16 protein-coding genes are annotated in these 19,150 nt (G+C 60.7%); 12 read left to right on the forward strand and 4 right to left on the reverse strand.

Annotation, left to right across the window (positions count from 1 at the left end):
- Positions 1–31: 31 nt before the first annotated feature.
- Both QK296_RS14995 and QK296_RS15000 read left to right on the forward strand, forming a co-directional pair.
- A complete protein-coding gene (locus tag QK296_RS14995) occupies positions 32–2,518 on the forward strand; it encodes a circularly permuted type 2 ATP-grasp protein (protein WP_282391060.1) in 2,487 nt (828 codons plus the stop codon).
- Positions 2,518–3,408, forward strand: a complete 891-nt coding sequence (locus QK296_RS15000) for a transglutaminase family protein (RefSeq protein WP_003188089.1) — start codon at positions 2,518–2,520, stop codon at positions 3,406–3,408. The genes QK296_RS14995 and QK296_RS15000 overlap by 1 nt, the downstream gene beginning before the upstream one ends.
- A 131-nt stretch (positions 3,409–3,539) precedes the next feature.
- Here the strand turns inward: QK296_RS15000 and QK296_RS15005 are convergent, their stop codons facing one another.
- Complete coding sequence (locus QK296_RS15005) at positions 3,540–3,722, reverse strand: hypothetical protein (RefSeq protein ID WP_003188090.1); 183 nt, start codon at positions 3,720–3,722, stop codon at positions 3,540–3,542.
- Between the two features lie 333 nt (positions 3,723–4,055).
- On the opposite strand from QK296_RS15005, the gene azu reads away from it, so the two are divergent.
- The gene (gene azu, locus QK296_RS15010; RefSeq protein ID WP_034134765.1) at positions 4,056–4,502 is read left to right on the forward strand and encodes an azurin; all 447 of its coding nucleotides are present in this window, start codon (positions 4,056–4,058) and stop codon (positions 4,500–4,502) included.
- Positions 4,503–4,638: 136 nt separating this feature from the next.
- Here azu and nadE read toward each other — a convergent pair whose 3' ends face one another.
- From nadE to QK296_RS15025, 3 genes are all read right to left on the reverse strand, one after another.
- Positions 4,639–5,466 carry an ammonia-dependent NAD(+) synthetase gene (gene nadE, locus QK296_RS15015; RefSeq protein ID WP_034134766.1) on the reverse strand — a complete coding sequence of 276 codons (828 nt, stop codon included), beginning with the start codon at positions 5,464–5,466 and terminating at the stop codon, positions 4,639–4,641.
- Positions 5,467–5,469: 3 nt separating this feature from the next.
- The gene (pncB, locus tag QK296_RS15020; RefSeq protein WP_003188094.1) at positions 5,470–6,684 is read right to left on the reverse strand and encodes a nicotinate phosphoribosyltransferase; all 1,215 of its coding nucleotides are present in this window, start codon (positions 6,682–6,684) and stop codon (positions 5,470–5,472) included.
- 207 nt (positions 6,685–6,891) lie between these two features.
- Positions 6,892–7,782, reverse strand: coding sequence for a LysR family transcriptional regulator (locus tag QK296_RS15025; RefSeq protein ID WP_003188095.1), 891 nt, complete (start codon positions 7,780–7,782; stop codon positions 6,892–6,894).
- Between the two features lie 154 nt (positions 7,783–7,936).
- Between QK296_RS15025 and QK296_RS15030 the strand changes: the two genes are divergently transcribed.
- The 9 genes from QK296_RS15030 to QK296_RS15070 all read left to right on the forward strand — a co-directional run bounded on the left by QK296_RS15030 (position 7,937) and on the right by QK296_RS15070 (position 19,082).
- A complete protein-coding gene (locus QK296_RS15030) occupies positions 7,937–9,427 on the forward strand; it encodes an aldehyde dehydrogenase family protein (protein WP_003188096.1) in 1,491 nt (496 codons plus the stop codon).
- Between the two features lie 144 nt (positions 9,428–9,571).
- Entirely contained in the window at positions 9,572–10,855 is a 1,284-nt protein-coding gene (locus tag QK296_RS15035) for an FAD-binding oxidoreductase (protein WP_034134768.1), read from the forward strand.
- A gap of 374 nt (positions 10,856–11,229) precedes the next feature.
- Positions 11,230–12,366 carry a branched-chain amino acid ABC transporter substrate-binding protein gene (locus QK296_RS15040; RefSeq protein ID WP_003188098.1) on the forward strand — a complete coding sequence of 379 codons (1,137 nt, stop codon included), beginning with the start codon at positions 11,230–11,232 and terminating at the stop codon, positions 12,364–12,366.
- A 220-nt stretch (positions 12,367–12,586) separates the two neighbouring features.
- Positions 12,587–13,501 (forward strand): branched-chain amino acid ABC transporter permease, encoded by a 915-nt coding sequence (locus QK296_RS15045; protein ID WP_003188099.1) that lies wholly within the window; start codon positions 12,587–12,589, stop codon positions 13,499–13,501.
- A 2-nt stretch (positions 13,502–13,503) separates the two neighbouring features.
- On the forward strand, positions 13,504–14,781 hold the full coding sequence (gene livM, locus QK296_RS15050; RefSeq protein WP_003188100.1) for a high-affinity branched-chain amino acid ABC transporter permease LivM: 1,278 nt from the start codon (positions 13,504–13,506) through the stop codon (positions 14,779–14,781).
- On the forward strand, positions 14,778–15,653 hold the full coding sequence (locus QK296_RS15055) for an ATP-binding cassette domain-containing protein (RefSeq protein ID WP_003188102.1): 876 nt from the start codon (positions 14,778–14,780) through the stop codon (positions 15,651–15,653). The genes livM and QK296_RS15055 overlap by 4 nt, the downstream gene beginning before the upstream one ends.
- Positions 15,650–16,366 (forward strand): ABC transporter ATP-binding protein, encoded by a 717-nt coding sequence (locus tag QK296_RS15060; RefSeq protein ID WP_003188103.1) that lies wholly within the window; start codon positions 15,650–15,652, stop codon positions 16,364–16,366. The genes QK296_RS15055 and QK296_RS15060 overlap by 4 nt, the downstream gene beginning before the upstream one ends.
- Before the next feature lie 822 nt (positions 16,367–17,188).
- A complete protein-coding gene (locus QK296_RS15065) occupies positions 17,189–17,956 on the forward strand; it encodes an SDR family oxidoreductase (protein WP_003188104.1) in 768 nt (255 codons plus the stop codon).
- A 220-nt stretch (positions 17,957–18,176) separates the two neighbouring features.
- Positions 18,177–19,082 carry a cation diffusion facilitator family transporter gene (locus QK296_RS15070; RefSeq protein ID WP_003188105.1) on the forward strand — a complete coding sequence of 302 codons (906 nt, stop codon included), beginning with the start codon at positions 18,177–18,179 and terminating at the stop codon, positions 19,080–19,082.
- The last annotated feature ends 68 nt before the right edge of the window (positions 19,083–19,150 follow it).

A 19,150-nucleotide genomic window follows, 5' to 3' on the forward strand; every position in this document is an offset into this window, starting at 1 on the left:
CCTGACTTCCCTTGCCTCTGCCGAGCGTTCCATGTCCGACTTGCTCGACCGTTACCCGCTGACCGCGGGCACCTATCACGAACTGCTGGACGCCAGCGGCGCGGTGCGTGCCCATTGGCGGCGCTTGTTCGATCACCTGCAACGCAGCACGCCCGCACAACTGGCCCAGCGCCAAGCGTTGCTGACGCGCCAGATCCAGGAAAACGGCGTGACTTACAACGTCTACGCCGACCCCAAGGGTGCCGATCGCCCCTGGGAGCTGGACCTGTTGCCCCATGTGCTGGCCGCCGAGGAATGGCAGCAACTGTCGGCCGGCATCGCCCAGCGTGCGCGCCTGCTCAATGCGGTGCTGGCCGACCTGTATGGCCCGCAGCGCCTGATCAAGGAAGGCTTGCTGCCGGCCGAACTGGTGTTCGGGCATAACAATTTTCTGTGGCCGTGCCAGGGTATCCAGCCGCCCGACGGTGCGTTCCTGCATCTGTACGCGGTCGACCTGGCGCGCACCCCGGATGGCCGCTGGTGGGTCACCGCCGACCGCACCCAAGCCCCGTCGGGCGCCGGCTACGCCCTGGAAAACCGCACCATCGTGTCCCGCGCCTTCCCGGACCTTTACCGGGATATGCAGGTGCAGCACCTCACCGGGTTCTTTCGCACGTTGCAGGAAACCCTGGCGCGCCAGGCCCCTGGCGATGACCAGCCGCCACTGATCGTGTTGCTCACGCCGGGGCGTTTCAACGAAAGCTATTTCGAACACCTGTACCTGGCGCGCCAGCTCGGCTACCCCTTGGTCGAGGGCGGCGACCTCACCGTGCGCGACAGCACCGTGTTCCTGAAAACCCTCAGCGGCCTGCGCCGGGTACACGCGATCATGCGTCGCCTTGATGATGATTTCTGCGACCCGCTGGAGCTGCGCACCGACTCGGCGCTCGGCGTGCCGGGCCTGCTGGACGCCGTGCGCCAAGGCAATGTGCTAGTGGCCAATGCCTTGGGCAGTGGTGTGCTGGAGTCACCGGGGTTGCTGGGCTTTTTGCCCAAGATCAACGAATTTTTATTCGGTGAAGCTTTGATCCTGCCGTCGATTGCCACCTGGTGGTGCGGCGAAGCGCCGGTGCTTGCCGAAGCCTTGGAAAAACTCCCGGAGCTGCTGATCAAGCCGGCATTTCCCTCGCAAAGTTTCGCGCCAGTGTTTGGTCGCGACCTTGATGATGAACAGCGTCAGGCCCTGGCCGAACGTATGCGTGCGCGGCCCTATGCCTATGTCGCCCAAGAGCTGGCGCAGTTGTCTCAGGCGCCGGTCTGGCACACCGTGGATGACCACCTGCAACACCGCGCCATCGGCATGCGTGTCTACGCCGTGGCCAGTGATGACGGTTATCGGGTGCTGCCCGGCGGCCTGACCCGCGTGGCGGCCGACGCTGATGCCGAGGTGGTGTCGATGCAACGCGGCGGGGCGAGCAAAGACACCTGGGTGCTCGGCGAACGCGCGCCGGGTGGCGAGCAGTGGCGCGCCCAACGCACCATTGGCGCCTATGACCTGGTGCGCCGCGATCCCTATCTGCCCTCGCGCGTGGTGGAAAACCTGTTCTGGTTCGGTCGCTACTGCGAGCGCTGCGATGACAGTGCGCGCTGGCTGCGCGTAGTGCTGGCGCGGTATGTCGATGGCGATGATCCGCTGGCGTTGCAGGCCGCCGTCGAACTCGGCGAAAGCCTGCGCCTGCTGCCGGAGGAGGGCGAGTTGCCTGAGCGTCTGCTCGCGGCCTTGCTGGGTGATGACTGGCCTTCAAGCCTGCGCGCCAATTTGCAGCGCTTGCAGTGGGCGGCGTCCCAGGTGCGCGGTAAGTTGTCCCGGGAAAACTGGCAGGCCCTGGTGGAGTTGCAACGCGAAGCCATTGAGCTGGAAAGCGACGCTGCGGACTTTGGCGAGCTGCTCGACTTTCTCAACCGCTTAGTGATGTCCCTGGCGGCGCTGTCGGGGTTTGCCCTGGACGACATGACCCGCGATGAAGGCTGGCGCTTCTTGATGATGGGCCGGCGTATCGAGCGTCTGCAATTTCTGAGCAGCAGCCTTGCGGCGTTCCTGCGCGGCGTGGCGGTATTCGATCAGGCCGGGCTGGAATGGTTGCTGGAGCTGGGCAACAGCAGCATCACCTACCGCTCGCGCTACCTGGCAGTGCCGCAGTTGATCCCGGTGCTCGACCTGCTGCTGCTCGACGAGCAGAACCCCCATGCGGTGCTGTTCCAGCTCAAGTTGGTGAGCCGCACCCTGCGCCGTCTCAATGATGATTTTGGCGTGCCCCGTGAAACCGGGCTGGCGCCTTTGGTCGAGCGCCTGGCGCGCTTTGACCTGGGCTGCCTGGAGAACGGCCTGTTTGGCGAAACCAGCGTGCGTGCCGCCCTGGATGGTCTGGCCGACTTGCTGCAAGCGGTGGCCGATGAAAGCGGGCAGGTATCGGATCGCCTGGCGCTGCGCCATTTTGCCCACGTGGATGATGTCAGCCAACAAACGGTGTCGGTGTAATGAGCGCGCGCTACCAGATTTTCCACGATACCCATTACCACTACGACAGCCCGGTGTCCCTGGCCCAGCAACTGGCGCACCTCTGGCCAAGGCCGTGCGCCTGGCAGAAGTGCACCTGGCAGCAGTTGGATATCAGCCCGGAACCCACCTCGCGCCGCGATGAACTGGACGTGTTCGGCAACCCGATCACTCGCTTGGCGTTCGAACGGCCCCATGATGAATTGCTGGTGAACGCCGGGCTCACCGTGGAAGTGCTGGCGCGGCCCGCTCTGGACTTCCAGCGCTCGCCGCCCTGGGACCACACCCGTGACAGCCTGACCTACAGCAGCCAGCCCCTGAGCGCCGAGCTGATCGAAGCCTGCCGCTATCGCTTCGAGTCGCCCTATGTGCATCTGAAGAAAACCTTCGTCGAGTTCTCCGAAAGCTGCTTCCCGCCCGGCGAGCCTTTACTGCTGGGCACGCAGGCATTGATGGAGAAGATCTTCAGCGAATTTACCTTCGATGCCGAAGCCACCCAGGTCGCCACACCGCTGGTGGAAGTGCTGGAGCGCCGTCGCGGCGTGTGCCAGGACTTCGCTCACCTGATGCTTGCCTGCCTGCGTTCCCGTGGCCTGGCGGCGCGCTATATCAGCGGCTACCTGCTCACCCAGCCACCGCCCGGCCAACCACGGCTGATTGGCGCGGATGCGTCCCATGCGTGGGTCTCGGTGTTTTGCCCGGTATCAGGCTGGGTGGATTTTGACCCGACCAACAATGTGCAGCCGGCGCTGGAGCACATCACCCTGGCCTGGGGCCGGGACTTTTCCGATGTGTCGCCGTTGCGGGGGGTGATTCTGGGGGGAGGCAGCCACGACCCGGAGGTGCGGGTGACGGTGATGCCGCTGGAATGAAAAACGATCATTCCCACGCTCTGCGTGGGAATGCCTGCTGTGACGCTCTGCGTCACCCTTGCGCTGGCTTCAAGCCTGGTGCGGGACGGGGAGCGTCCGGGGCTGCATTCCCACGCGGAGCGTGGGAACGATCATTCAGCTGGGTCTTTCGGGGTTTCGGTCTCGTCAGTTGCCGCTTCACCTTCGACATCCGGGTTCAGCGCACCGGCTTCTTCGTCTGCAGCGGCTTTCTTGCGTTGCAGCTTTTCCTCTTTCTTCTGTTCCTTGGCCAAGTCTCTCTGACGTTTGGCGAAGGAGTAATTAGGTTTGGCCATGGGCGATCCTCTAGGGTCGAAGGTGAGGGTGGGCGGCGCGCAGCTGCCTCGGGTCGTCATGGTAGCAGCTTCAGGGTGCCCTTTGCTTTCACTTACCGCAGGCGTAGGCAGCCAGAAGCCCGTTGAACAGGTGATGAAGGTGCATAGCATGAACTCCCGTGAGTGATGGGCCGATCATAATCAGGGTGCGGCAGTTTGGCTGGTTGATTGTGTTGATGAAGCTGATAGCCTAAAGTTGTATACAATCTGTTGATTCAGATCATAAGAACTCAAGCCTGATTGAGGCACCCTTACCGCAATCCGCGTTTTTAAAACCCTGCCTTGGAGATTCACATGTTTGCCAAACTCGTTGCTGTTTCCCTGCTGACTCTGGCGAGCGGCCAGTTGCTTGCTGCAGAGTGCAAGGTCACTGTCGACTCCACTGACCAGATGTCTTTCAACACCAAAGAAATCACCATCGACAAGAGCTGCAAGCAGTTCACCGTTGAGCTGACTCACTCGGGCAACCTGCCGAAAAACGTGATGGGGCATAACTGGGTGCTGACCACCGACGCCAATATGCAACCGGTGGCAACCGACGGTATGGCTGCGGGGATCGACAAGGATTACCTGAAAGCCGGTGATGAGCGCATCATCGCCCACACCAAGATCATCGGTGCTGGCGAGAAAGACTCGGTGACCTTCGACGTCTCCAAGCTGAAGGCCGATGAGAAATACAGCTTCTTCTGCTCGTTCCCAGGCCACATCTCGATGATGAAAGGTGCTGTGGTTCTGAAGTAAGACCGCGTTATCGTTCATCGCAGGCAAGCCAGCTCCCACATTCGACCGCATTCCCATGTTGGAATCCGGTCAAGTGTGGGAGCTGGCTTGCCTGCGATGGTGATCTGACAATCAATGTAAAACGATCAGGTTCACCTCAAGGCGCAAACGGCATCACCCGCTTGTGCTCAGTCTTGCGATAGGTATCGCAGATAATCTTGAACGCCTCTTCACGCACCGGCTCACCCTGCAGGAACGCATCGATCTCGGCATAGGTCACCCCATGTGACGCCTCGTCCGGCTTGCCCGGCGACAGGTCTTCCAGGTCAGCGGTCGGCACCTTCTCCACCAGCGATTCCGGCGCGCCAAAGTGACGGGCGATGGCCCGCACCTGATGCTTCACCAGCCCGCTCAACGGCGCCAGGTCACAGGCCCCGTCACCGAACTTGGTGAAAAAGCCCATCACCGCTTCTGCCGCATGGTCGGTGCCGATCACCAGGCCGCCCGCCGCGCCGGCGATGGTGTACTGGGCCACCATGCGCATGCGCGCCTTGGTATTGCCCAGCACGAAGTCACGGGACGCCGCGGCCTTGCCTTCAAAGGCGGCCACTTCATTGGCCAGGGCTTTTACTGCCGGGCCGATGTTCACGGTGTGGCGTTCGTCCGGCTCGATAAAGTCCACGCAAGCCTGGGCGTCGTGTTCGTCGAACTGGGTTTCGTAGGGCAGGCGCACGGCGATAAAACGGTACGCCTCATCACCGGTGCTGGCGCGCAGTTCCTGCATCGCACGTTGGGCCAAGAGGCCTGCGGTCAGGGAATCGACACCGCCACTGATGCCGAGCACCAGGGTCTTGAGCCCGGAATTGCGCAGGCAGTCCTGGATAAAGGCCACGCGCCGGGCAACTTCGGCTTCGAGTGCGGCCTGGTCTTTGAACGGGGCTTGCACCTTGAGCTGTTGCGCAATCTCACGCTGTACGGCTTGCATGATTCACTCCTTGCTGGATAGGGCAGGTACTTTGAAAACGTGACGCAAATAGGCGACAAAATTCGGGTCGGTGCAATGGGTCTTGCCCGCTTCATCGGAGATCTTCGCGACGGGCTGGCCATTGCAGGCGGTCATTTTAAGCACGATGCTCATCGGTTCCACCCCTGGAATATCACAGGTCAGGTTGGTGCCGATGCCAAAGCTCACATTAATGCGACCACGCAATGCGCGGAATATTTCCAACGCCTTGGGCAATGTCAGACTGTCGGAGAACACCAGGGTCTTGCTCATCGGTTCGATGCCCAGCTTGTGGTAGTGAGCGATGGCTTTTTCCGCCCACTGGATTGGATCGCCGGAGTCATGGCGCAGGCCGTCGAACAGCTTGGCGAAGTACAAGTCGAAGTCGCCCAGGAACGCGTCGGTGGTGATGCAATCGGTGAGGGCGATACCCAGCAGGCCACGGTACTCGCGCACCCAACAATCAAGGGCGGCGATCTGGCTGTCGATCAGGCGCGGGCCGAGTTGCTGGTGGGCCATGATCCACTCATGGGCCATGGTGCCCAGCGGCTTCATATCGAATTCGCGCGCCAGGTGCACGTTGCTGGTGCCGACAAAGCGCCCAGGGAAATCGTGCTTGAGCACGCTGACCACTTCCTCTTGCACCCGGTAGGAAAAGCGCCGGCGCGTGCCGAAATCCGCCACTTGCAGCTCCGACAGCTCGTCGCTGCTGGCATTGGCGGTCAGCCAGTCGAACTTGCGATACAGCTGCTCGCGGGCCTGTTCAAGGATCACGGTCTGGTAGCGGTAGCGGTTACGCACCTCGCTGACGATGGCCAGCATCGGCACTTCAAACAGGATCACATGCAGCCACGGTCCGCGCAGGCGGATAAACAACTCGCCGTTCTCGATGCCGGTTTGCACATACCGCAGGTTGAAGCGAAACAGCCCGAGGAAGCGCAGAAAATCCGGCTTCATAAAGCTGATGCGTTCCAGGAACCCCAGTTGATCGGGGCTCAGGCTCAGCTCGGCGAGGCGCTCGATCTGGTAACGGATCTCCGCCAGGTAAGGGCGCAGGTCTTCACTGTTACGGCAACGAAACTCCCATTCAACTTCCACGTTCGGGTAGTTGTGCAGCACCGCCTGCATCATGGTCAGCTTGTAGAAGTCGGTGTCGAGCAGGTTCTGCACGATGCGATCGGCAAACACACTCTCGCTCATAACGGGAATCTCCAGACGGGTCGGCGATGGAGGCCGGCCTTTACGCGCAATTGAGGAAGGGGGTTAGTGGCGCATAGACCTGTGGGGGATTGCCAGTGATTTTTTCAGTAAGGCCACTGGCGCCATCGCAGGCAAGCCAGCTCCCACCTTTGAAATGCGTTCCAAACGGTGGGAGCTGGCTTGCCTGCGATGGCGATTCTCCAGGCGCTAAAGCACCTGCTCCATCATCCACTTCACAAATTCGCGCACCTTGGGCACCTCCGCCGAATGCTCAGGATACGCCAGGTAATAAGCATCCTGGCTGGGCATCCCATGCTGCCAGGGAATCACCAGCTTGCCCTCGGCCAATTCCTCCTCCACCAGAAAGCGCGGCAACAGCGCCACGCCGCACCCCACCTGCGCCGCACGGATGCACATGTAGAACGTGTCGAACCGCGGCCCGTGGTAACTGTGCTCGGTATGAAAGCCCTGGCTGGCGAACCAGTCATGCCAGCCCTGAGGCCGCGAGGCGTTTTGCAGCAGCACCAGCTCGCTCAGTTGCGTGGGGTCGGTGAAGGGCTCGGCGGGGAGGCTGTCGGGCGAACACACCGGTACCAGCTCTTCACTGAACAGTTTCAGGCTCTCGGTGCCAGGGCGTGCGCCCTGGCCGAAGTAGAACGCCATGTCGGCCTTGCCTTGCAGCAATTCGTCCGGGGCCTGTTCATTGCACAGGTCCAGGTGGATCTGCGGGTGGCGCAAACGCCATCCCTTGAGGCGCGGCACCAGCCAGCGCGCGCCGAAGGTGTAGGGCGTGGACACACGCAGCACTTCGGTTTCGCCGCCGTAGGAGCGCAGGTAGTGGGTGGACATTTCCACTTGGGTGAGGATCTTGCGCACTTCCACCAGGTACAGGTCGCCCGCCGGGGTCATCTGCAAGCGCCGGCGCACGCGGCGAAACAGCAGGTGTTGCAACAGTTCTTCCAACTGAGCCACCTGTTTGCTCACCGCGCTTTGGGTGAGGTTCAGTTCCTCGGCGGCGCGGGTGAAGCTCAGGTGGCGGGTGGCCGCTTCGAAACACTGCAGGGCGGTGATCGAGGGCAAATGTCTTTTGTTCAGCACGGCATGCCTCTTTTTATTCTTTGCATGAATAAAGGGAATGATATCTCGCCTAATCGTCGTTTGTTGGCAAGTCTTGGGCCAGCTACAAATAGGGCCAGGATCGCCGTGCGTATTGCGGCGCGAATTTTTGTATGCAGATTTGAAGGAGTGACCCATGGTTGCCGCATTGCTTGATCGTCTCGGGGTAAACCCGGCGCTGTACCAGGCCGGGAAACAACCCGTGCATTCACCGATTGATGGCAGCCGTATCGGCAGTGTCCATTGGGAAGGCGCCGCCGAGGTGGAGCAACAGGTCAGTCGCGCCGAGCATGCATTCGAGGCCTGGCGCAAGGTGCCGGCACCGCGACGTGGCGAGCTGGTGCGCCAGTTCGGCGACGTATTGCGCGAATACAAGGCCGACCTGGGTGAACTCGTTTCCTGGGAGGCCGGCAAAATCACCCAGGAAGGCTTGGGTGAAGTGCAGGAAATGATCGACATCTGCGACTTCGCCGTGGGCCTGTCGCGTCAGCTGTACGGCTTGACCATCGCCTCCGAGCGCCCAGGCCACCATATGCGCGAAACCTGGCACCCGCTGGGCGTGGTCGGCGTGATCAGCGCCTTCAACTTCCCGGTGGCCGTGTGGGCGTGGAACACTGCGCTGGCCTTGGTGTGCGGCAACGCTGTGATCTGGAAACCGTCGGAAAAGACCCCGCTCACCGCACTGGCCTGCCAGGCCTTGTTCGAGCGCGTACTGAAAAAATTCGACGGTGCCCCTGAGTATCTCAGCCAAGTGATCATTGGCGGCCGCGACGCCGGCGCTGCGCTGGTGGATGACCCGCGCGTCGCCCTGATCAGCGCCACCGGCAGCACGCGCATGGGCCGTGAAGTGGCACCCAAAGTCGCCGCGCGTTTCGCCCGCAGCATTCTTGAGCTGGGCGGCAACAACGCGATGATCCTCGGCCCAAGCGCCGACCTGGACATGGCCGTACGCGCCATCCTGTTCAGCGCAGTGGGCACCGCCGGCCAACGCTGCACCACCCTGCGTCGGCTGATCGCCCATGAGTCGGTCAAGGAAGAAATCGTCACCCGCCTCAAGGCCGCCTATTCCAAGGTGCGCATCGGCCACCCGCTGGAAGGCAACCTGATCGGCCCGCTGATCGACAAGCACAGCTTCGACAACATGCAGGACGCCCTTGAGCAAGCCTTGAGCGAAGGCGGCAAGGTGTTCGGCGGCAAGCGCCAACTGCAAGACACATTCCCCAACGCCTATTACGTATCGCCGGCCATCGTGGAAATGCCCGAGCAAAGCGACGTGGTGTGCAGCGAAACCTTCGCGCCGATTCTTTACGTGGTCGGCTACACCGACTTCGCCGAAGCCCTGCGCCTGAACAACGCCGTGCCGCAAGGCTTGTCGTCCTGCATCTTCACCACCGACGTGCGTGAGGCCGAGCAGTTCATGTCGGCGGTGGGCAGCGACTGTGGCATCGCCAACGTCAACATCGGCCCGAGCGGCGCGGAGATCGGTGGCGCGTTCGGGGGTGAAAAAGAAACCGGCGGCGGGCGTGAATCGGGCTCGGATGCGTGGCGCGGGTATATGCGCCGGCAAACCAATACTGTGAACTACTCGCTGGAACTGCCGTTGGCACAAGGCATCACGTTCGACTGACCAGACTGATCGTTCCCACGCTCTGCGTGGGAACGCATTCTGTGACGCTCCGCGTCACGACAATGCGGACGCGGAGCGTCCAAGGCTACATTCCCACGCAGAGCGTGGGAACGAGCGGTGGTGAATTCATCCCGGAGTCTGGCAATGGCACTGCGCGAAACATGTTTATGGGAACACCTCACCCCAGGCCGCCCGAACCGAGCCGCGCTCAAGGGCGCGGTCAAGGTGGATGTGTGCGTGATCGGCGCCGGCATCACCGGTTTGTCGGCGGCCATTCATTTGCTGGAACAGGGTAAAAGCGTCGCCGTACTGGAGGCCCATCGCACCGGCCACGGCGGTTCGGGGCGCAACGTCGGGCTGGTCAATGCCGGCCTGTGGATTCCACCGGACGAGATCGAGGCCGGTTTCGGTACGGCGGTGGGCAGCCAGCTCAACCGCATGTTGGGTGCGGCGCCGTCCCTGGTGTTCAGCCTGATCGACAAGTACAACATCGACTGCCAATTGCGCCGTGAAGGCACCTTGCACATGGCGCACAACGCCCGTGGCGAGGCGGACTTGCGCAGCCGTGAGCAGCAGTGGAAACGCCGTGGCGCGCCGGTTGAGTTACTCACCGGCCAGGCCTGCGAGCACGCCACCGGTACCCGCAAAATCGCCGCCGCATTGCTGGATCGGCGCGCCGGCACCTTGAACCCCATGGCCTATACCACGGGGTTGGCGAATGCCGCCGTGGGGCTGGGCGGGCAATTGTTCGATCATTCGCCGGTCACCCAGCTTGAGCGCCAAGGCGCCGATTGGTCGGTACAGACTGCCGAGGGCGCGGTGCAGGCCGCGCAGGTGGTGATCGCCTCCAATGCTTACACCGAGGGCGAATGGACCGAGCTGCGGCGTAACTTCTTCCCCGGCTATTACTACCAGGTGGCCTCGGCGCCGCTGACCGATGACGCGGCCAAGCAAATCCTCCCCGGCGGCCAAGGCTCATGGGACACCCGCCAGGTCCTGAGCAGTATTCGCCGCGATGCCGATGGCCGCCTGTTGCTCGGCAGCCTGGGCAATGGCAACCAGAAACCGGCATGGTTTCTCAAAGCGTGGGCCGATCGGGTGCAGCAACACTACTTCCCGTACCTCAAACCGGTGCAATGGGAATTCACCTGGACCGGCTGCATCGCGTTCACCCCCGACCACTTGATGCGCCTGTTCGAACCGGCCCCCGGCCTGGTGGCGGTTACCGGTTATAACGGGCGCGGGGTGACCACCGGCAGCGTAGTGGGCAAGGCGTTTGCCGACTACCTGTGTCACCAGGACCCCCAAGCCTTACCGATCCCTTTTGCCCCTATGCAACCTCTGGCCGCTGTGGGCCTGCGCAGTTGCCTGTATGAAGCCGGCTTCTCGCTCTATCACGCCGGGCAATGCCTGAGGATCGTGATCTGATCAGCGAAATACTCCTCAGAAGCCTGCGTTTTCTTAGCAGGCTACCCATCTGTATTGGTGCAAGTCGTAGCAATCACGCACTGTAAATGTGCAGTTCCGTTACGCACATTGTTACAGCTGTAGGAACTGTCGTTTATGCCTGTGGTTGCAGGTGCGACCTACCAGGGTTGTACTTTTTTGCAGTGCTGGTTGCACCCGTAGACGCTAGACGGTTGCACGTCCTGGCAAAAGGCGTCGAAACGCCTGTAATAACAATGACACCGTGTCTTTTTGAAGAATAAAAACGTAATGGCACGCGGCTTGCTCTGAGCTTTCGGTGAAAGGTTTGAATGCAAGTTGTCGTGCCAAAAATCAAAAATATCGGAGCACCACTCATGTCCCAGACGTTTTACAAGAAAGGTTTTCTGGCCCTCGCCGTTGCTGCGGCGCTGGGTGTTTCTACGTTTGTTCAAGCTGATGTGAAAATTGGTGTGGCGGGCCCGATGACGGGTGCCAACGCCGCTTTCGGTGAGCAGTACATGAAGGGTGCCCAGGCGGCAGCCGACGTTATCAACAAGGCCGGCGGCATCAACGGCGAGCAGATCAAGCTGGTGGCGGGCGATGACGCCTGTGAACCCAAGCAGGCCGTGGCCGTGGCCAACCGCCTGGCCGACCAGGACAAAGTGATCGGTGTGGTCGGGCACTTCTGCTCATCCAACACCATCCCGGCGTCGGAGGTTTACGACGAAGCAGGCATCATCGCCATCACCCCAGGCTCCACCAACCCACAAGTGACCGAACGCGGCCTGGGCGCCATGTTCCGCATGTGCGGGCGTGACGACCAGCAAGGCATCGTCGCCGGCGACTACATCGTCGATGTGCTCAAGGGCAAGAAAGTCGCGGTGATCAACGACAAGGACACCTACGGCAAAGGCCTGGCCGACGCCACCGCAGCCCAACTGACCAAGCGCGGCGTCAAGCCGGTGCTGGAAGAGGGCCTGACCCGTGGCGAGAAAGACTTCAGCGCCCTGGTCACCAAAATCCGTTCCCTAGGCGCCGACGTCGTGTACTTCGGCGGCCTGCATCCGGAAGCCGGCCCATTGGTACGCCAGATCCGTGAAGCGGGCCTCAAAGACGTCAAGTTCATGTCCGATGACGGCGTGGTCACCGACGAGCTGGTGTCCACCGCAGGTGGTGCGCAGTACGTCGATGGCGTGTACATGACCTTCGGCGCCGACCCGCGCCTGCTGCCAGACAGCAAGACCGTGGTGGAAGAGTTCCGCAAAAACGGCACCGAGCCAGAAGGCTACACCCTCTACGCCTACGCCTCGATCCAGGCCCTGGCCGCCGGCTTCAACGGTGCCAAGTCCAACAAGGGCGAAGACGCGGCCAAGTGGTTGAAGGCTAACCCGGTTAAAACCGTCATGGGCGAAAAAGCCTGGGATGCCAAGGGCGATCTGAAAGTCTCTGACTACGTGGTTTACCAGTGGGACAAAGACGGCAAATACCATCAGTTGGAAAAGCAGAAGTAATAACGCGACGGCTTGAACACCTCGATCTCTGTGGGAGCCGGGCTTGCCCGCGATGACGGCCTCAATACCAACACCTGTGTTGAATGTGAAACCGCTATCGCAGGCAAGCCAGCTCCCACAGAGGGCCTGGTTGCCTGCTCTATTGCAACAAACCTGTCTTTTCCTCCAGAAGCGCCGCACACCCACCGGTGTGCAGGTGCTCACCGCGTGAGATTGCGTTATGGATGGTATTTTCCTGCAGCAACTGGTCAACGGCCTGACCCTCGGGTCGGTCTATGGCCTGATCGCCATCGGCTACACAATGGTCTATGGCATCATTGGCATGATCAACTTCGCCCACGGCGAGGTTTATATGATTTCCGCTTACCTCGCGGCGATCAGTCTGGCACTGCTGGCTTACTTCGGCATCGAATCCTTCCCGCTGCTCATTCTCGGTACTTTGATCTTCACCGTAGTCGTCACCGGCGTGTACGGTTGGGTGATTGAGCGTGTCGCCTACAAACCCCTGCGTAACTCCACCCGCCTGGCACCGCTGATCAGCGCCATCGGTATCTCGCTGATCCTGCAGAACTACGCGCAGATCGCCCAGGGCGCCAAGCAACAAGGCATTCCCACCCTGCTGGCCGGCGCCTGGCGTGTCGATATCGGCACCGGGTTTGTGCAACTGACCTACACCAAGGTGTTCATTCTGGTCGCCGCTTTTGCCGGCATGGCCTTGCTCACCTACATCATCAAATACACCAAGCTGGGCCGCATGTGCCGTGCTACCCAGCAAGACCGCAAGATGGCCTCGATCCTGGGCATCAACACCGACCGCGTGATCTCCTACGTGTTTGTCATCGGTGCCGCCATGGCCGCCCTGGCCGGCGTGCTCATCACCCTCAACTACGGCACTTTCGACTTCTATGCCGGCTTCATCATCGGCATCAAGGCGTTTACCGCAGCGGTACTCGGCGGCATCGGTTCCCTGCCTGGGGCGATGCTCGGTGGGATCATCCTCGGTATTTCCGAGTCGCTGTTCTCGGGGTTGATCAACTCTGACTACAAAGACGTGTTCAGTTTCTCCCTGCTGGTGGTGATTCTGATTTTCCGTCCCCAGGGCCTGCTTGGTCGCCCACTTGTGGCGAAGGTGTAAACATGTCTGCTGCCAAATCCATTGATATCAAGAAAAGTGTCGTCGATACGGTGCTCGCGGGGCTGATTTCGCTGATCGTGTTCGGCCCGATTGTCGGCGTGGTGCTCGACGGCTACAGCTTCAACCTGGAACCTGCGCGGGTTGCCGTGCTGGTCGCCATCGTCATGGCCGGGCGCTTTGCCTTGAGCCTGTTCCTGCAAACCCCCAAGGGCGTGAAGATCCTGCAAGGGTTCGAGAGCAGTGGCTCCGGCGTGCACGTGCTGCCGCCGGACTACAAGTCGCGGCTGCGCTGGATCATCCCGGCGCTGATCGTGATCGCCATCGTGTTCCCGATCTTTGCCAACAAGTACCTGCTCACCGTGGTAATCCTGGGGCTGATCTACGTGTTGCTCGGCCTGGGGCTGAACATCGTGGTGGGCCTGGCGGGCCTACTCGACCTGGGTTACGTGGCGTTCTATGCCATCGGTGCCTACGGCCTGGCGCTGGGTTATCAATACCTGGGCCTGGGCTTCTGGACGGTGCTTCCGCTGGCGGCCATCGCGGCGGCGCTGGCGGGGTGCATACTCGGCTTCCCGGTGCTGCGAATGCACGGTGACTACCTGGCCATCGTGACCCTGGGTTTTGGTGAAATTATTCGCCTGGTGCTCAACAACTGGCTGTCGTTCACCGGTGGCCCGAACGGTATGCCCGTGCCGTCACCGACCTTCCTGGGCCTGGAGTTCGGCAAGCGTGCGAAGGATGGCGGCATTCCGTTTCACGAGTTTTTCGGCATCGATTACAACCCCAACATCAAGTTCATGTTCATCTACATCGTGCTGTTTCTGGTGGTGCTGGCCGTGCTGTACATCAAGCATCGCCTCACGCGTATGCCGGTCGGTCGCGCTTGGGAAGCCTTGCGTGAAGATGAAATCGCCTGTCGTTCCATGGGCCTGAACCATGTGCTGGTCAAACTCTCAGCCTTCACCATCGGCGCGTCCACCGCCGGTTTGGCCGGGGTGTTTTTTGCCAGCTACCAGGGCTTCGTCAACCCGTCGTCGTTTACCTTCTTCGAGTCGGCGTTGATCCTCGCCATCGTGGTGTTGGGCGGCATGGGCTCGACGGTCGGCGTGGTGATCGCCGCGTTTGTGCTGACCGTGGCGCCTGAATTACTGCGCAGCTTCTCTGAATACCGTGTGCTGCTGTTTGGCGTGTTGATGGTGGTGATGATGATCTGGAGGCCGCGTGGCTTGATTCGCATCAGCCGCACCGGTGTGACGCCACGCAAGGGGGTAGCGCCATGAGCAAAGAAGTCGTCCTCTCCGTGGAGCACCTGATGATGCACTTTGGGGGCATCAAGGCCCTCAGTGATGTGAGCCTGCAGGTCAAACGCAACTCGATCTTCGCTCTGATCGGCCCCAACGGCGCCGGCAAGACCACGGTGTTCAACTGCCTCACTGGCTTCTACAAAGCCAGCGGCGGCAAGATCGAGCTCAACGTGCGGGGCAAGCAAACCAACGTCATACAGTTGCTGGGGGAGCGCTTTGAGGCCACTGACTTTGTCTCGCCGAAAAGCTTCCTCAGTCGCGTGTACTACAAGATGTTCGGCGGCACCCACCTGGTGAACCGCGCCGGCCTTGCGCGCACCTTCCAGAACATTCGCCTGTTCAAGGAAATGTCGGTGCTGGAAAACCTGCTGGTGGCCCAACACATGTGGGTCAACCGCAACATGCTTGCCGGCATCCTCAATACCAAAGGCTACCGCAAGGCCGAAAGCGATGCGCTGGATTGCGCGTTCTACTGGCTGGAAGTGGTCGACCTGGTGGACTGCGCCAACCGCCTGGCCGGCGAGCTCTCCTACGGCCAGCAGCGCCGCCTGGAGATCGCCCGCGCCATGTGCACGCGGCCGCAGATCATCTGCCTGGACGAACCGGCAGCGGGCCTCAACCCTCAGGAAACCGAAGCCCTCAGCGCGATGATTCGCCTGCTGCGCGACGAACACGACCTGACGGTGGTGCTGATCGAACACGACATGGGCATGGTGATGAGTATTTCCGACCACATTGTGGTGCTGGACCACGGCAACGTGATCGCCGAAGGCGGCCCGGATGCGATCCGCAACGACCCCAAAGTGATCGCCGCCTACCTGGGCGCGGATGAAGAGGAACTGGTATGAGTGCACCTATCCTCGAAATGAAGGACCTGGACGTGTTCTACGGCCCGATCCAGGCTCTGAAAAAAGTCTCGCTGCACATCAACGAAGGCGAAACCGTCAGCCTGATCGGCTCCAATGGCGCGGGTAAATCAACGTTGCTGATGTCGATCTTCGGTCAGCCTCGGGCCGAGTCTGGGCAGATCCTCTACAACGGCGTCGACATTACTCACAAGTCGTCCCACTACATCGCCTCCAACGGCATTGCGCAGTCGCCGGAAGGGCGGCGGGTTTTCCCCGACATGACCGTCGAGGAAAACCTGCTGATGGGCACCATCCCTATTGGCGACAAGTTCGCCAGTGAAGACATGCAGCGCATGTTCGAGCTGTTCCCCAGGCTCAAGGAGCGGCGCAACCAGCGGGCGATGACCATGTCCGGTGGTGAGCAGCAAATGCTCGCCATCGCCCGTGCGCTGATGAGCCGGCCCAAGCTGTTGTTGCTCGATGAGCCAAGCCTGGGGTTGGCACCGATTGTGGTGAAGCAGATCTTCTCCACCCTGCGCGAGCTGGCGTCCACCGGTATGACCATCTTCCTGGTGGAACAGAACGCCAACCATGCGCTGCGCCTGTCGGACCGCGCGTATGTGATGGTCAATGGTGAGATTCGCCTGACCGGCACAGGCAAGGAGTTGCTGGTGAACGAGGACGTGCGTAACGCCTACCTGGGCGGTCACTAACCTAAGATCCAGGCGCATCAACCCTGTGGGAACCGGGCCTTATGTGGGAGCCGGGCTTGCCCGCGATAGCATCACCTAGGTTTAGCTGACATACCGAGGTGGCCGCATCGCAGGCAAGCCAGCTCCCACCCAAAGCCGGTTCCCACATTTGTTTTTGCGATGTCCACAAGCGCTCAACCAAATTGTGGAAAACAAATCCAGCCGACCTCAAAAGCGCGACATATAGCCGCCGCAAATCCCTGTTTTGTCACAGTTTTGACTTGTCCCCATCCACTGTGGAACCGGCTGTGGGTAACGTGGGAGTAGCTGGCTGGAAGCCTTTAACGACGTGGCTTGCAGCGTGCTGGTTGTTTTTTGATCAGCGTGTTTTTCACCAGCGCACCAGGGGTTTGTCAACCTGTTTAAAGACACAGGTATATGAACTAAATAAGTCATTGCAGCCTGTGGATAAGTCTGTGACTAAACTCTGGAAAGACGCGCGCAGGGGCCGGAATGACTGGCCTGGAGCCATCGTTGTGTTTTTCTGCATTTGTCGGCGGCTACATAGGTGCTCGCTCAGGTCAAGCAAAAAACTTTCTAAAACCGCCTGCAACCCTTGTGCACAGCGGCTTTGAGCCTTTTGCACTTGCCCCCAAAGACTGTGGGCGCAGTTGTGGATAACCTGCGCGCATATGGCTACAAGCCACGGTTTATAAGGATTTGATCGGATTGATCAAAAAATGATCAGCCAAGCATGCGTGTGTATGCACAGCGGTTGCCGCAAAGGCGGCGTACGGGCATTCTGCTGGCTGTTTTTTTCCCGATGCCCGTAAGGAGAACACCATGTCCGACACGCTGTTTATCACTGGCGCCACTTCAGGTTTCGGCGAAGCCTGTGCCCGTCGTTTTGCCGAGGCCGGCTGGAAACTGGTGCTCACCGGTCGTCGTGCCGAGCGCTTGAATGCCTTGGTCGAAGAGCTTTCCAAGCAGACCGAAGTGCATGGCCTGGTGGTGGATGTGCGCGACCGCAAAGGCATGGAGGAGGCCATCGCCAACTTGCCGCCGTCGTTCGCCACGCTGCGTGGCCTGATCAACAACGCAGGTCTCGCCGTGGGCACTGACCCTGCACCCAAGTGCGACCTCGACGACTGGGAAACCATGGTCGATACCAACATCAAGGGCCTGCTGACCACCACCAACCTGCTGTTGCCGCGGCTGATTGCCCATGGCCGAGGCGCCGGGATTATCAACCTGGGCTCCATCGCTGGTAACTACCCGTACCCGGGCAGCCATGTGTATGGCGGTTCCAAGGCGTTCGTGAAGCAGTTCTCGCTGAACCTGCGCTGCGACCTGCAAGGCACGGGCGTACGGGTGACCAACATCGAGCCGGGCCTGTGTGAGAGCGAGTTCTCCCTGGTGCGCTTTGGCGGTGACCAGGCGCGTTATGACGCCACCTATGCCGGGGCCGAGCCGATCCAGCCGCAGGATATTGCCGATACGATTTTCTGGGTGATGAACACCCCGGCGCACGTGAACATCAACCGCCTGGAGCTGATGCCGGTGAGCCAGACCTGGGCTGGTTTTGCGATTGAGCGTGGGGCCAAGGGCTAAGCCGATCGTTTGATCGTTCCCACGCTCCGCGTGGGAATGCCGCTGGGGGCGCTCTGCGCCCCGCTTTCTGCTGGTGACGCAGAGCGTCACGCGATGCATTCCCACGCGGAGCGTGGGAACGATCAGTGGCGTCAAATCGGCCAAAATGCGGCATAAGGTACACTGCCCGCCTGAAAACCCCACCGCACCCAGCGGTTTAAAGGTTTTGACAGGAGGCAATGTGAGTAACCGAGGTGAGCAGGCACTGCTCAAACAATCGACCATCCTGATGTTCGCAGTCGCGATCGCCGGGATTGTCACGGGTGTAATATCCGGCGCCCAATCCATTCTGTTCGACGGCTTTTTCTCGCTGATCGCCACCGCCATCAAGGTGTTGATGCTGATCACGGCCAAGCTGATTGCCAAGAAAAGCAACGAGCGCTTCCAGTTCGGCTATTGGCACCTGGAGCCGATGGTGCTGTTGATAGAAGGCAGTTTCCTGCTGTTGATCGCCATCTACGCGTTCCTCAATGGCGTGTTCGGCATTATCAATGGCGGGCGCGAAATCGAGTTGGGGCTGGTGATCATTTATGCGGCGGTGTTTACCGTCGTGGAGTTCGCGTACTTCTTCTATGTGCGCTACCGCAATCGCACACTCAAGTCGTCATTGATCCAGTTCGACAACATCAGCTGGCTGGTGGACGCGATGCTGTCGGTGGGTTTGCTGATCAGCTTCCTGGCCGCGCTGTTGCTAAAGTCCCAGGGCTATGGCGAGTGGGCGGTCTACGTCGACCCGTTGATCCTGATCCTGCTGGCCCTGAGCATGCTGGCGCCGGCATTCAAGATTTTGCGCCCAGCGTTGCGCGAAGTATTGGGCATCGCGCCGGATCATTTGGACGACAAGGTCCGCGAAGTGATGGACGCGGCGCAGGCCAAGCATGGTTTCGACGACTACGTGTCCTATGTGCAGAAGCACGGGCGCGCGCGGTTTATCGAGATTCATGTGGTGCTGCCGGCGGATTACCCGGTGGATAACGTCGCCACCCTTGATGGGCTGCGTGAAGAGATATCCACAGGGCTGGGGGCGGCGGATGCGGCGCGGTGGTTGACGATCAGTTTTACAGGCGACCGCAAGTGGATTGCCTAAAGTCTGTTAGACCGAGGTGAGGCTATCGCAGGCAAGCCAGCTCCCACAGTTGATAGTGTTCGCACATT

Source organism: Pseudomonas sp. AL10, from assembly GCF_029960685.1.
Taxonomy (GTDB): domain Bacteria; phylum Pseudomonadota; class Gammaproteobacteria; order Pseudomonadales; family Pseudomonadaceae; genus Aquipseudomonas; species Aquipseudomonas lactis.